This window comes from Variovorax multivorans (assembly GCF_051216835.1).
Lineage (GTDB): Bacteria > Pseudomonadota > Gammaproteobacteria > Burkholderiales > Burkholderiaceae_C > Variovorax.
Genome location: NZ_JBPJZL010000011.1, coordinates 128,552 through 141,453, shown reverse-complemented (window position 1 = coordinate 141,453; position 12,902 = coordinate 128,552). Strand labels below are relative to the sequence as shown.

Below are 12,902 nucleotides of genomic sequence, written 5' to 3'. Positions count from 1 at the left end.
CCGGCATGAAAGAAGTCGACCTCGTCATTCGCGGCGCGCGCGTCGTGTCCGCAGACCAGATCATCGAAGCCAGCGTGGCCATCGCAGACGAGCACATCGTGGCCGTCGGCCATGACGACACCATGCCGCCGGCGCGCGAGGAGATGCGCGCCGACGGGCTGTTCCTGCTGCCGGGCGCCATCGACAGCCACGTGCATTTCCGCGACCCGGGCTACCCGAACAAGGAAACCTGGAAGACCGGCTCGGCCGCCGCCGCGATGGGCGGCGTGACCACCGTGTTCGAGATGCCCAACACCAATCCCGCGACGGGCACCGTCGAGGCCCTGCGCCTGAAGCAGAAGGCGGCCGAGTCTTCGTATTGCGACTTCGGCATCCACGGCCTGTTGGGCGACGATACGGTCGAGCGGCTCGAAGAACTTCTCGACGCCGGCGTCACCAGCTTCAAGGCCTTTGTCGGCAACACCTTCGGCAACCTGCCCGCGCCCACCGATGGTGCGTTGCTCGAGGGCTTCGAGAAGCTCGCCCCGTTGGGTATCCGCACCGTGGTGCATGCGGAGAACTCGTCAATCCTGCAGCGCCGCCAGCAGAAGATGAAGGCCGCCGGCCGCATCGACGCGATGGCGCACCTGGCCGCGCGCCCGGCGGTGGCCGAGATCGAAGCCATTGGCCGCGTGCTCACGCTGGCCGAGTGGACCGGCGCGCGCGTGCACATCGCGCACCACAGCGCGGCCGATTCGCTCTTCCTGCTGCGCGAAGCCAAGCGCCGCGGCGTCGACGTGACGGCCGAGACCTGCCCGCAGTACCTGCTGCTGAACACCAGCCACATGCTGAAACTCGGCGGCGTGATGCGGCTCAACCCGCCGATCCGCGAGGCGCGCCACAACCAGCCGCTATGGGACGCACTGCTCGACGGCACGCTCGACATGATCGCGACCGATCACGCGCCGCACACCCCCGAAGAGAAGACCCGCGAGAGCATATGGGACTGCGACTGCGGCTTTCCAGGCGTGGAGACGCAGATGCCGCTGATGCTGACCGAGGTAAACCGCGAGCGCGCCACGCTGATGGACTACGTGCGCTGGAGCGCGGTGAACCCGGCCAGGGCCTGGGGCCTGTATGGCACCAAGGGCGTGATCGCACCGGGCGCGCACGCCGACATCGCGATCGTCGACATGCAGCGCGCCGGCACGCTGTCGCAGAGCCGGCTGCAGAGCATCAGCAAGATATCGCCGTGGAACGGCCGCTCGGTGAAGGGCTATCCGCTGCACACGCTGCTGCGCGGGCGCTTCGTGATGCGCGAAGGCAAGCTGGTGAGCGATGCGGTCGGCTGGGGGCGCACGGTGAAGGGTGTGCAGAAGATGCCCACTCCGAAGCCGCGCAACACCGAGCACTACAGCAGCGCCATCCTGCAGACGCCGGCCGGCGTGCCTGCGACGGCCGTGCCGGTGGGTGCGGTGAATTGGGACGCGGCATGAGCGCGGCACGCGTCCAGCAAGTGGGGGTCTGGCGCATTCCGTGCAACGGCCCGGGCGACCTGAGCGGCGCCAGGGCGCTGATCGATGCGGGCGAGATCGTCGCGGCCGACATCGTGGCCGTGATGGGAAAGACCGAAGGCAACGGCTGCGTCAACGACTTCACGCGCGAGTACGCATCCAGTGCCTGGTGCCATCTGCTGGCGCCCGCGCTGGGTTGCACGCCCGACGCGGTGCATGCCCGCGTGGCGCTGGTGATGTCGGGCGGCACCGAGGGCGTGCTGTCGCCGCACTTCACGGTGTTCACGCGGCGCTGGGTGGCCGAAGCGCCGGCTGGCCTGGGCAAGCGCCTTGTGGTCGGCGTCGCGCACACGCGCGCCTTCCTGCCGGAGGAATTGGGCCGCACCGCACAGGTCGACGCCACGGCCGAAGCCGTGGCCGAGGCCATGCGCGATGCGGGCATCGAGAGCGCGGACGACGTGCACTTCGTGCAGGTCAAGTGCCCGTTGCTTACCGCGGCCAAGGTCTCCGCCGCGCTGGCACGCGGCGCCGCACCCGTGACCCACGACAGCTATGAGTCGATGGGCTATTCGCGCGGAGCATCGGCGCTCGGTGTGGCGGTCGCGCTTGGCGAAGTCGCGCGCGAAGAGGTCTGCGATGCCAGCGTGATGAGCGATTGGCGGCTGTTCTCCGCGCGCGCATCGGCCTCGGCCGGCATCGAGCTGGAAGACAACGTCGTCATCGTGCTCGGCGAGGCGCAAGGCAGCGCGTCGGCGTTCCGCATCGCCCACGCGGTGATGCGCGATGCGATCGACGCCGCGAGCGTGCGCGCCTTGCTGCGCGATGCCTTCGGGCTCGACCCGGAGCGCGATGCGCAGGCCTTGTCGGCGCGGCTCGTGAACCTGCTCGCGAAGGCCGAGGCCAGCCCCGACGGCCGCGTGCGCGACACGCGCCACACCATGCTCAACGACTCCGACATCCACTCGACGCGCCATGCGCGCGCCGTGGTGGGCGGCGTGCTGGCCTCGGTGGCCGGCCATACGGCGCTGTACGTGTCGGGCGGCGCCGAGCACCAGGGGCCCGCGGGCGGCGGCCCGGTGGCCGCGATCCTGCGGGTGGACGACACGGACTCCACTTTTTCCTGAAGGACCTCATGGGCAACGCATTCATCCAACTGTCCGACGTGATGCTGCGCTATGGCGGCGGCACCATCGCGCTGGACCATACGACGCTGGACATCGAGAAGGGCGACTTCGTCGCCCTGGTAGGCCCGAGCGGCTGCGGCAAGTCGACCATCCTGAAGCTGGTGGCTGGCCTGCTGAGGCCGAGCGCGGGCGCGGTGATTGCCGGGGGGCGCGAGGTGGGCGCGGCCGGCACGCTGGCCCCGGCGGGTGTGCATGCGTCGACGGCGCCGCGCCTTCGCATCGGCCTCGCCTTCCAGAACCCGACCATGCTGCCGTGGCTCACGATCCGCGAGAACGTGATGATCCCGCTGAAGATCGTCGAGCCCTTCCGGCAGCACTACCGCAGCAAGAAGCGCGGCGAATACGCCGAGCGCGCCGATGCGCTGCTGGCGCAGGTGGGCCTGAAGGGCTTCGGCGACAAGCGGCCGTGGCAGCTGTCGGGCGGCATGCTGCAGCGCGCCTCGCTGTGCCGCGCGCTGGTGCACGAGCCCGAGCTGCTGCTGCTCGACGAGCCCTTCGGCGCGCTCGACCAGTTCACGCGCGAGGAGCTGTGGGACATCATGCAGACGCTGTGGATCGCCAAGCGCCCGACCGTGCTGCTGGTGACGCACGACCTGCGCGAGTCGGCCTACCTGGCCAACCGCATCTGCGTGATGAGCGCGCGGCCGGGGCGCATTCTCGAAACGCGCGACGTGGGCTTCGCGCGGCCGCGCACGCTGGAGAGCAGCTATGCGCCCGAGTTCGCGGCGCTGGTGCAGCAGCTGCGCATGCGCATCGCGCAAGCGCGCCGCGAAAGCGATGCGGTGCCAGTACCGATGCCGGTGCCGCCTGGGAATGTGCTCGAAGAGGTGGCCGCATGATCGCGCCGCTCGCACGGCAACGCCTGCTTTCCGCGGGCGCGCTCGTCGGCTTCTTCGTGCTCTGGGAGGTAGTGTGCCTGGCCTTCGGCGTGTCCGACCTGATCCTGCCGCGCCCGAGCCAGATCGCGGCGGTGTTGATCCAGAAGATGCCGCTGCTGTGGCCGCACACCGTGCAGACGCTCTACACCACGCTCGCCGGCTTCGTGCTGGGCGTGGGAGCGGGCATCGTCATCGGCGTGATGATCGGCTCTTCGAAGCTGGCCTACGACGTGACCTATCCGCTGCTGGTGGGGTTCTCCAGCATTCCGAAGGTGGCGGTGGTGCCGCTGTTCGTGGTGTGGTTCGGCGCGGGCACGGTGCCGGCGATCCTGACCTCGATGGTGATCAGCATCTTTCCGGTGGTGGTCAACGTGGCCACCGGCCTCGCGAGCACCGAGCCCGAGCTGGAGGACGTGCTGCGCGTGCTCGGCGCGAGGAAGCGTGACATTCTCTGGAACGTGGGCCTGCCGCGTGCGCTGCCCTACCTGTTCGCCTCGCTCAAGATCGCGATCACGCTGGCCTTCGTGGGCACCGTGCTGAGCGAGACGGTCGCGTCCAACCAGGGCATCGGCACGGTGATGATGATCGCCAGCGGCAACTTCGATGTGCCGATGGTGTTCGCCGGGCTCTTCCTGCTTGCGGCGATGGGGGTGGCGCTGTATGCCGTCTCCTCGCTGGTCGAGCGGCGCATGACGGGCTGGGCCCAGCGCAAGACCGACATGGCGATGGCATGAACGACATGAACGATCTCGTCCGTATCACCGCCGGCGGCCTGCGTTTCGTGGCGCAGACGCACCCCGACGCGCCGCTCACCGTCGCGGCTTTCCGCCGGCTGCTGCCTTACCGGCAGAAGCTCATTCACGTGCGCTGGAGCGGCGAAGGCTGCTGGGTGCCGCTGGGCGACTTCCAGCTGGGCGTGGGCTTCGAGAACCACACCAGCCATCCGTCGGTGGGCGACATCCTGTTCTACCCCGGCGGCTACAGCGAGACCGAAATCATCCTGGCCTACGGCGCCTGCAGCTTCGCCAGCAAGATGGGCACGCTTGCGGGCAACCACTTCCTCACCATCGTCGAAGGGCGGGAGCAGCTGCGCGAGCTCGGCACCAAAGTGCTGTGGGAAGGCGCGCAGGACGTTCTCTTCGAAACCATCTGATTCAACCCACGGGAGCCTCGCATGTTCTTTCCAGTATCCCGCCGCGCAGCGGTCGTCGCGGTGTCCGCCGCGTTGGGCGCATCGCTCGCGGCGCTTCCGGTGCGCGAAGCACGCGCCCAGCAGCTCACGCCCATCAAGTTCGTCCTCGACTGGAAGTTGCAGGGCATCCATGCCTGGTACTACCTCGCCGAAGACCGGGGCTACTTCGCCGCGGAAAAGCTCGCGGTGACGATCGACCAGGGAGACGGCTCGGCAGCGGCCGTGACCAAGGTGATGGCCGGGGCCTACGACGCGGGTTTCGGCGACGTGAATGCGGTCATCCAGAACGCGGCCGCCAAGCCCGGTGCCGCGCCCGTGATGGTCTACATGGTCTACAACCGCGCGCCGTTCGCGCTCATCGTGAAGGCGGGCAGCCCCATCAGGACCCTCAAGGACCTTGAGGGCCGCACGTTGGGCTCGCCGGCTGGCGGCGCCGCGCAACGCATGTTCCCGCTGATGGCGGCCCGCAACGGCGTGGACGCGGGCAAGGTCAAGTGGACCAGCATGGCACCCAACCTGCAGGAGCAGATGCTGCTGAAGGACCACGTCGAGGGCTCGGCCGTGTTCTCGGTGACCAGCTACATGAACCTGGTGGCGCAGGGCGTGGACCCGGACAAGGACATCCGCTGGTTCCACTACGGCGACCACGGCGTCGACCTGTACGGCAACGGCGTGCTGGTGTCCCGCCAGTTGCTCAGGGACAAGCCGCAGGCCGTGGCCGGGCTGGTGCGTGCCGTCAACAAGGCGGTGCGCGACACCGTGGCCGACCCCGACGCGGCCATTGCCGCGCTGATGAAGCGCGAGCCGCTGCTCAACCAGGCGCTGGAGAAGCGGCGCCTGCTCTACACGCTTCGCACCGTGATGCTGACGCCCGAGGTTGGCACCGGCGGCATCGGTGACGTGAACGACGCGCGCATGACGCGTGCCATCGGGCAGGTGAAGGAAGCGTTCGAACTGGCGAATGCACCGACCGCAGGCGAGGTCTTCGACCGGCGCTTCCTGCCGCCGCTTGCGGAGCGCAAGATCGCTGCGCCCTGAACGATTGACCGACGACGAAGGAGACGCCATGTCCGCTCGCATGCACGAAGGCCCGCTCGACTGCGCATGGCTGCTGGCCGATCCCGGCGCGCAGCCTGCGCAGTCGGATGTGCGCATCGAGCTGGAGGGCGGCTGCATCCGGTCGATCGCGCCGCTGGCGGAAGAGGCCGTCGCCGGCACGGGCACGCCGCGCCTGCTCGCGCTGCCGGCGCTGACCAACGCGCACGATCATGCGCGCACCTTCCGCAGCGCCACGCTGGGCGCCTTCGGCCAGCCGCTCGAAGGCTGGCTGCCGTTCCTGGGCGTGGTGCCGGGCATGGACCCGTACCTTTGCGCCGCGACCTCGTTCGCGCGTTCGGTGCGGCATGGCGTGGCGAACCTGATGGTCCACTACACGCGCGTGCAGGGCGGCATGGCCTATGTCGACGAGGCCCGGGTGGTGGCGCGCGCGGCGCGTGACGTCGGCGTGCGCATCGGCTTCGCCATCGCCATGCGCGACCGCCACGGCATTGCCTACTGCGATGACGCGAGCGTTCTGGCGGCACTGCGCCCCGGCATCCGCCATGCAGTGGCCGAACGGCTGGCGGTGAAGCCGGTGGCGCCCGCGCAGCAGCTTGCGCTGGTCGACGAGGTCGCGCGCATGGTGGAAGAAGACGGCCATGGCGGCCACGCGACCGTCCAGTACGGCCCGACGGCGGTGCAGTGGTGCAGCACGCCGCTGCTCGAGGCGATCGCGCAGGCATCGGCCGACACGGGCCGGCCTGTTCACATGCACCTGCTCGAAACGCGCTACCAGCGCGACTGGGCCGATGCCAACCACCCCGGCGGCATCGTCCGTTTTCTCGACGACATCGGCCTGCTGGGCCCGCGCCTCACGCTCGCGCACTGCGCCTGGGCGCGGCCCGAGGAACTGGCGCTGATTGCCGAGCGCGGCGCGACGATCGCGGTCAACACCAGCTCCAACCTGGGGCTCAAGTCGGGCATTGCGCCGGTGCCCGAGATGCTGCGGCACGGATGCCGCGTGGCCATGGGCCTGGACGGCATGGCTTTCGATGAAGACGACGACGCGCTGCGCGAGATGCGGCTGGCGTACTCGCTGCACCGCGGCTGGGGCTACGACACCACGATGACGCGCGACCAGCTCTGGGCCTTTGCCGCGCGCAACGGTCCGCGCAGCGTGCGCGGCGGGCTGGCCGGCGGCGGCAGCATCGTGCCCGGCGCCGCGGCCGACCTGGTGTTGCTGGACTGGGATGCGCTCGACGACGACGCGCTCTTCGCCGAGACGGACCCGCTCGACCTGCTGTTGGCGCGCGGCAACGGCAGCCACATCGCCAAGGTGCTGGTAGGCGGGCGCGTGGTGGTCGATGCAGGCCGCGTGCAGGGCATCGACGAGCCCGCGCTGCGTGCCGAACTGCTGGCGCGCATGCGCGGCGCACTGGCGGCGGATGCTGCCGGCGCCTTGTCGTGGCGCGAGACCGTCAAGGCGCTGGCCGAGGACCTCGGGCCGTTCTACCGGCGCGGGCGGATGGGTGGCTGCTGCGGCTAGGCCGCGCCTTACAGCTTGAAGTCGTAATCCACCGTGATCGGCGCGTGGTCCGAGAACTTCACGGTCTTGTAGATCTGCTCGGTGCGCGCCAGCTCGGCGGTCTTCGGCGTAGCAAGGTGGTAGTCCAGCCGCCACCCCACGTTGTTCGCATAGGCCTGCCCGCGGTTGCTCCACCAGGTGTAGGCATCGCCGGTGGTGTCGGGTTTGAGCATGCGGTACACGTCGACCAGGCCGGCGCCCTCGGCGCCGGCGTCGAGCAGCTTCGTCATCCAGGCGCGTTCTTCGGGCAGGAAGCCGCTGTTCTTCTGGTTGCCGCGCCAGTTCTTCAGGTCGATCTCTTTATGGGCGATGTTGATGTCGCCGCACAGCACGAACTCGCGCTCTTTCTTCAGTGCCAGCAGGTGCGGAAAGAAGCCTTTGAGAAAGCGGAACTTGGCCTCCTGCCGCTCCTCGCCCGAGCTGCCGCTCGGGAAGTAGCAGCTGATGACGGAGAACTTGCGCTTGGGCGTGTCGAAGCGCAGTTCGAGGTAGCGGCCCTCGGCGTCGAACTCGGCGTCGCCCCAGCCCACCACGACCTGGCTCGGAGCGTGCTTGGTGTAGATGGCGGTGCCGGCGTAGCCTTTTTTCTCGGCGAAGTGGAAGTGGCCCTTGAGGCCGGCCATTTCCTCGAACCGGCCCTCGATGTCGCTGGCCTGGACGCGGATCTCCTGCATGCAAATACAATCCGGCGCAAGTTCGGCCACCCAGTCGGCCACGCCTTTGGTAGCGGCCGAACGCAGGCCATTGAGATTGAGACTGGTCAGTTTGAACACAAGGAATTCCCGATGGCTGTAGATGGTGAGAAAAGCAGCGCGGTCGCACAGGACTTCGTCCAGTTTGCGTTGGATGCCGGCGTGCTGCGCTTTGGCGAATTCAAGACCAAGGCCGGTCGGATGAGCCCTTATTTCTTCAACTCGGGGCTCTTCGACGACGGCGGCAAGATCGCCCGGCTCGCCGGATTCTATGCAGACCGGCTGATCGAAAGCGGGCTTGAATTCGACATGATCTTCGGCCCAGCCTACAAGGGCATTCCGCTGGGCGCCACGGTGGCCGCGGAGCTGGCCCGGCGCGGGCGCAACTACCCCTTTGCCTACAACCGCAAGGAAGCCAAGGCACACGGCGAAGGCGGCAACCTGGTGGGCGCGCCGCTCAAGGGCCGCGTGCTGATCGTCGACGACGTGATGTCGGCCGGCACCGCGGTGCGCGAGTCGATCGCGGCAATCCAGGCGGCCGGCGCCACGCCGCATGCGGTGGCCATTGCGCTCGACCGGCAGGAAAAAGCCACCGAGAACGGTGTCGACGTGGATCACAGCGCCGTGCAGTACGTGCGCAACCAGCTCGGCCTGTCGGTGATTGCCATCGCCACGCTGGACGACCTGCTGAGCTACCTCTCGGGCAACGCTGCCGCCGACCTGGGCGCGCACCGCGAACGCGTGCTGGCCTACCGCACGCGCTACGGCGCCACCAGCTGAGGCAAGGGCGCCCATGCACGACGCACGCGACGATCAGGGCAAGCCGATCCGCCTGCTGGCGTCGGCTTCTTTCTTCCTGGCGGTTTCTTCGTTCTGCGGCGCCTTGCAAGCGCAACCGCAGAAAGTGGAAGGCGCCTCCCCCGGCATCTATACCTGCACCGATGCCCGCGGCCGCACGCTGACGGCCGACCGGCCGATTGCCGAGTGCACCGACCGCGAGCAGCGCGAGCTGAACCCGAGCGGCTCGGTGCGCCGCAAGGTCGAGCCGACCTACACCGCGCGCGAGCTGCAGGAGCGCGAAGACCGCGCCCGCGAAGCCGCCATCCAGACCGCGCGCCTGACCGACGAGCGGCGCCGCGAACGCGCGCTGCTGGTGCGCTACCCGAACCTCGCCACGCACGACCGCGAACGCAGCGAGGCGCTCGCGCAAATCGACGCGGTGACTCAGGCGGCGCGCAAGCGCATCGCCGAGCTGAGCGAAGACCGCAAGAAGATCGACGAGGAGATGGAGTTCTACAAGCAGGACACCAGCAAGGCGCCGGGCGCGGTGCGCCGCAAGCTCGAAGACAACACGCAGAGCGTGGTGGTGCAGAACCGCTTCATTGCGGAGCAGGAAGAAGAGAAGAAGCGGGTGAATGCGCGCTTCGACGAAGAGCGCACGCGTCTGAAGACGCTCTGGTCGCCGCAGAACGGCGGCAACCCCCGCTGATGAATCTGCCGGGGCCTTGCACCAAGGCCCCGGTTTCTTGCCATCAGCCCAGCTTGGCTTTCAGCAGCTCGGTGACCTGCGCCGGGTTCGCCTTGCCGCCGCTGGCCTTCATGACCTGGCCCACGAGGGCGTTGAGCGCTTTCTCCTTGCCGCCGCGGTATTCCTCGACGTTCTTCGCGTTCTTGGCGATCACTTCGTCGAGGATCTTGTCGAGTGCGCCGGTGTCGTTCATCGGCTTCAGGTCTTTGGCCTCGATGATCGCGTCGACATCGCTGCCTTCGCCGGTCCACAGGGCTTCGAACACCTGGCGCGCGGCGTTGTTCGGCAGCGTGCCGTCTGCGATGCGCTTCACCAGCTGCGCCAGTTGCTGCGCTTTCACCGGTGCGGCCTCGATGCCGATTTCGGCGGCGTTCAGGCGGCGCGCCATCTCGCCGGTGATCCAGTTGCTCGCGAGCTTGGGCGTGGCACCCGCGCCCACGGCTTCGTCGAAGTAGGCGGCGAGCGCGGCGCTCTGCGTGAGCTGCGCCGCGTCGTATTCCGACAGGCCGTGGTCGCGCACGTAGCGCTCGACCATCGCGCGCGGCAGTTCGGGCATGGTGGCCTTCACGCGCTCGATCCAGTCGGCGGCGATGACCAGCGGCGGCAGGTCGGGGTCGGGAAAGTAGCGGTAGTCGGCCGAGTCTTCCTTGGCACGCATCGCGCGCGTCTCGCCGGTGTCGGGGTCGAACAGCACGGTGGCCTGCTCGATCTCGCGGCCGTCCTCGATCTCTTCGATCTGCCAGCGAATCTCGTAGTCGATCGCCTGCTGCATGAACTTGAAGCTGTTCAGGTTCTTGATCTCGCGGCGCGTGCCCAGCTTGTCGCCGGGCTTGCGCACTGACACGTTGGCGTCGCAGCGGAAACTGCCTTCCTGCATGTTGCCGTCGCAGATGCCGATCCACGTGACGATCTTGTGCAGCTCCTTCGCATAGGCCACGGCCTCGGCGGTGGAGCGCATGTCGGGCTCGGTCACGATTTCAAGCAGCGGCGTGCCGGCGCGGTTCAGGTCGATGCCGCTCTGGCCGATGAAGTCTTCGTGCAGCGACTTGCCCGCGTCTTCCTCGAGGTGGGCACGCACGAGGCGCACGGTCTTCTGTTCTTCGCCGAGGAAGAACGACACCGAGCCGCCCTGCACGACCGGGATCTCGAACTGGCTGATCTGGTAGCCCTTGGGCAGGTCGGGGTAGAAGTAGTTCTTGCGCGCGAACACGCTGCGCGGCGCGATGTGCGAGCCCAGCGCCAGACCGAGCTTGATGGCGCGTTCGACGGCGCCCTTGTTCATCACGGGCAGCGTGCCGGGCAGCGCCAGGTCGACCGCGCAGGCCTGCGTGTTGGGCTCGGCGCCGAAGGCGGTGGAAGCGCGGCTGAAGATCTTGCTCGCGGTCGACAGCTGGGCGTGCGTCTCGAAGCCGATGATGACTTCATAGCCGCGCACCAGCGGACCGGTCGGGCGGCCCTGTTGTTGTGCTTCGAATGTGTTCACGGTCTCGCTCATCTCAAAAGCCCTCCGGTGTGCGCGCGTGCCAGTCGGTGGCCTGCTGGAAGCGGTGCGCTGCGTTCAGCAGCTTCGCTTCGCCGAAGTAGTTGCCGATCAGCTGCAGGCCCACGGGCATGCCGCCGTCGAAGCCTGCGGGCACGCTCATGCCGGGCAGGCCGGCCAGCGAGGCAGGCAGCGTGAAGATGTCGGCGAGGTAGTCGGCCACGGGGTCGTCGCCATGTTCGCCGAGCTTCCACGCGGTGGTGGGCGCGGCGGGGCCGGCGATCACGTCGCACTGCCTGAAGGCCTGCTGGAAGTCGTCGGCGATCATGCGGCGCACTTTTTGCGCCTGCAGGTAGTAGGCGTCGTAGTAGCCGTGCGAAAGCACGTAGGTGCCGATCATGATGCGGCGCTTGACTTCGTCGCCGAAGCCTTCGGCGCGCGTGCGTTCGTACATGTCGGACAGGTCCTTGTACTGTTTCGCGCGGTGGCCGAATTTCACGCCGTCGAAGCGGCTCAGGTTGCTCGAGGCCTCGGCCGCGGCAATGATGTAGTACACGGGAATCGACAGTTCGGTGCGCGGCAGCGTGACCTCGACGCGCTTGGCGCCGAGCTTCTCGTACTGCGCGAGCGCCGCGTCGATGGCCGCGCGCACGCCGGGCGCCACGCCTTCGCCGAAGAACTCCTTCGGCACGCCGATGCGCAGGCCTTCGAGCGAGTCGTTCAGCGAGCGGCCGAAGTTCTCGGCGGGCTTGTCGAGCGAGGTCGAATCGCGGTCGAGATCGGGGCCGCAGAAAGCCGACAGCAGCAGCGCGCAGTCTTCGGCGGAGCGGGCCATCGGGCCGGCCTGGTCGAGGCTCGACGCAAAGGCCACCATGCCATAGCGCGAGGCGCGGCCGTAGGTGGGCTTGATGCCGGTCACACCGCAGAACGACGCGGGCTGGCGGATCGAGCCGCCGGTGTCGGTGCCGGTGGCCGCGGGGGCCAGACGTGCCGCGACTGCAGCCGCGCTGGCGCCCGAAGAGCCGCCCGGAATGCGTTCGCGGTTCCAGGGGTTCTGCACGGGGACGGCCTTGTCGTGGCCCACGGCGGGCACGGCGACGTTCTCGTTGGCGGAGCCCATGGCGAACTCGTCGCAGCTGAGCTTGCCGAGCGTGACCGCGCCGGCCTCGGCCAGGCGCCTGACCACGGTGGCGTCGAAGGGCGAGCGGTAGCCCGCGAGCATCTTCGAGCCGGCGGTGGTGGCGAAATCGGCGGTGGCGAAGATGTCCTTGTGCGCGATCGGCACGCCGGCCAGCGACGGAGCATTGCCGGTGGCGATCAGTGCGTCGGCGGCGCGTGCCTGGGCCAGCGTGACTTCTTCATTGACGTCGACAAAGGTGCCGAGCGACTCGTGCGCCTTCATGCGGCCGAGAAAAACCTGCGAGGCCTCGACGGCCGAGACCTTGCGCTCGGCCAGCGCCTTGGCCAGCGCGACCACGCTCATCTGGTGCAATTCACCGCTGCTCATTATTCGATCACCTTCGGCACGAGAAACAGGCCGGCTTCGACGGCCGGGGCGCTCTTCTGGTTGGCTTCGCGGTTATTGGGTTCGCTCACCACGTCGTCGCGCAGGCGCAGCGTGATGTCTTCGAGCGCGGCCACCGGATGGGCCAGCGGCTCGACGCCCGTGGTGTCCACGGAACGCATACGTTCGACTAAATCGAAAAAGCCGTTGATCTGGCTGAGCATGCGCTCGCTTTCATCGGAGGCAAGCTGCAGCCTCGCCAGAGAGGCAATGCGCTCAATATCGGAAGCGGAGAGTGACATAGGTCGGAACGGCCCAAAAAAGCGAA

General features: G+C 68.2%; 13 protein-coding genes. 9 read left to right on the top strand and 4 right to left on the bottom strand.

The annotated features are described in order from the left end of the window. Window positions 1–5 precede the first annotated feature (5 nt). From allB to ACSFCA_RS26495, 7 genes are read left to right on the top strand one after another with little or no spacing between them, the layout of a single operon-like run. Window positions 6–1,475, top strand: coding sequence for an allantoinase AllB (gene allB, locus ACSFCA_RS26525; RefSeq protein WP_435461579.1), 1,470 nt, complete (start codon window positions 6–8; stop codon window positions 1,473–1,475). After that, window positions 1,472–2,617: a cyanuric acid amidohydrolase gene (gene atzD / locus ACSFCA_RS26520; protein ID WP_435461580.1), complete on the top strand. Its 1,146-nt coding sequence runs from the start codon at window positions 1,472–1,474 to the stop codon at window positions 2,615–2,617. Before allB ends, atzD begins: the two co-directional genes overlap by 4 nt. Before the next feature lie 8 nt (window positions 2,618–2,625). Continuing rightward, on the top strand, window positions 2,626–3,516 hold the full coding sequence (locus ACSFCA_RS26515) for an ABC transporter ATP-binding protein (RefSeq protein ID WP_435461581.1): 891 nt from the start codon (window positions 2,626–2,628) through the stop codon (window positions 3,514–3,516). After that, on the top strand, window positions 3,513–4,289 hold the full coding sequence (locus ACSFCA_RS26510; protein WP_093076753.1) for an ABC transporter permease: 777 nt from the start codon (window positions 3,513–3,515) through the stop codon (window positions 4,287–4,289). The genes ACSFCA_RS26515 and ACSFCA_RS26510 overlap by 4 nt, the downstream gene beginning before the upstream one ends. Window positions 4,290–4,294: 5 nt before the next feature. Then, a complete protein-coding gene (locus tag ACSFCA_RS26505; RefSeq protein WP_435461582.1) occupies window positions 4,295–4,708 on the top strand; it encodes a DUF3830 family protein in 414 nt (137 codons plus the stop codon). Between the two features lie 21 nt (window positions 4,709–4,729). After that, entirely contained in the window at window positions 4,730–5,785 is a 1,056-nt protein-coding gene (locus ACSFCA_RS26500) for an ABC transporter substrate-binding protein (RefSeq protein WP_435461583.1), read from the top strand. Window positions 5,786–5,813: 28 nt separating this feature from the next. Beyond that, the gene (locus ACSFCA_RS26495) at window positions 5,814–7,331 is read left to right on the top strand and encodes an amidohydrolase family protein (RefSeq protein WP_435461584.1); all 1,518 of its coding nucleotides are present in this window, start codon (window positions 5,814–5,816) and stop codon (window positions 7,329–7,331) included. An 8-nt stretch (window positions 7,332–7,339) separates the two neighbouring features. On the opposite strand, the gene ACSFCA_RS26490 is transcribed toward ACSFCA_RS26495, so the two are convergent. Further along, window positions 7,340–8,143, bottom strand: coding sequence for an exodeoxyribonuclease III (locus ACSFCA_RS26490; protein ID WP_435461585.1), 804 nt, complete (start codon window positions 8,141–8,143; stop codon window positions 7,340–7,342). Between the two features lie 12 nt (window positions 8,144–8,155). Here ACSFCA_RS26490 and pyrE point away from each other — a divergent pair, with 12 nt between their 5' ends. Then, window positions 8,156–8,842 (top strand): orotate phosphoribosyltransferase, encoded by a 687-nt coding sequence (gene pyrE, locus ACSFCA_RS26485; protein ID WP_258351763.1) that lies wholly within the window; start codon window positions 8,156–8,158, stop codon window positions 8,840–8,842. Between the two features lie 13 nt (window positions 8,843–8,855). After that, window positions 8,856–9,551: a DUF4124 domain-containing protein gene (locus tag ACSFCA_RS26480; protein ID WP_435461586.1), complete on the top strand. Its 696-nt coding sequence runs from the start codon at window positions 8,856–8,858 to the stop codon at window positions 9,549–9,551. 43 nt (window positions 9,552–9,594) lie between these two features. On the opposite strand, the gene gatB is transcribed toward ACSFCA_RS26480, so the two are convergent. From gatB to gatC, 3 genes are read right to left on the bottom strand one after another with little or no spacing between them, the layout of a single operon-like run. Further along, a complete protein-coding gene (gene gatB, locus ACSFCA_RS26475) occupies window positions 9,595–11,085 on the bottom strand; it encodes an Asp-tRNA(Asn)/Glu-tRNA(Gln) amidotransferase subunit GatB (RefSeq protein ID WP_435461587.1) in 1,491 nt (496 codons plus the stop codon). Between the two features lies 1 nt (window position 11,086). Then, window positions 11,087–12,577: an Asp-tRNA(Asn)/Glu-tRNA(Gln) amidotransferase subunit GatA gene (gatA, locus tag ACSFCA_RS26470; protein WP_435461588.1), complete on the bottom strand. Its 1,491-nt coding sequence runs from the start codon at window positions 12,575–12,577 to the stop codon at window positions 11,087–11,089. Further along, entirely contained in the window at window positions 12,577–12,876 is a 300-nt protein-coding gene (gene gatC / locus ACSFCA_RS26465) for an Asp-tRNA(Asn)/Glu-tRNA(Gln) amidotransferase subunit GatC (protein WP_093053537.1), read from the bottom strand. Before gatC ends, gatA begins: the two co-directional genes overlap by 1 nt. Window positions 12,877–12,902 lie beyond the last annotated feature (26 nt).

Bases quoted from the DNA above. Each gene is read 5' to 3' on its own strand.
- allB (WP_435461579.1), top strand. From the start codon at position 6: ATGAAAGAAGTCGACCTCGTCATTCGCGGCGCGCGCGTCGTGTCCGCA.
- atzD (WP_435461580.1), top strand. From the start codon at position 1,472: ATGAGCGCGGCACGCGTCCAGCAAGTGGGGGTCTGGCGCATTCCGTGC.
- ACSFCA_RS26515 (WP_435461581.1), top strand. From the start codon at position 2,626: ATGGGCAACGCATTCATCCAACTGTCCGACGTGATGCTGCGCTATGGC.
- ACSFCA_RS26510 (WP_093076753.1), top strand. From the start codon at position 3,513: ATGATCGCGCCGCTCGCACGGCAACGCCTGCTTTCCGCGGGCGCGCTC.
- ACSFCA_RS26505 (WP_435461582.1), top strand. From the start codon at position 4,295: ATGAACGATCTCGTCCGTATCACCGCCGGCGGCCTGCGTTTCGTGGCG.
- ACSFCA_RS26500 (WP_435461583.1), top strand. From the start codon at position 4,730: ATGTTCTTTCCAGTATCCCGCCGCGCAGCGGTCGTCGCGGTGTCCGCC.
- ACSFCA_RS26495 (WP_435461584.1), top strand. From the start codon at position 5,814: ATGTCCGCTCGCATGCACGAAGGCCCGCTCGACTGCGCATGGCTGCTG.
- pyrE (WP_258351763.1), top strand. From the start codon at position 8,156: ATGGCTGTAGATGGTGAGAAAAGCAGCGCGGTCGCACAGGACTTCGTC.
- ACSFCA_RS26480 (WP_435461586.1), top strand. From the start codon at position 8,856: ATGCACGACGCACGCGACGATCAGGGCAAGCCGATCCGCCTGCTGGCG.
- gatB (WP_435461587.1), bottom strand. From the start codon at position 11,085: ATGAGCGAGACCGTGAACACATTCGAAGCACAACAACAGGGCCGCCCG.
- gatA (WP_435461588.1), bottom strand. From the start codon at position 12,577: ATGAGCAGCGGTGAATTGCACCAGATGAGCGTGGTCGCGCTGGCCAAG.
- gatC (WP_093053537.1), bottom strand. From the start codon at position 12,876: ATGTCACTCTCCGCTTCCGATATTGAGCGCATTGCCTCTCTGGCGAGG.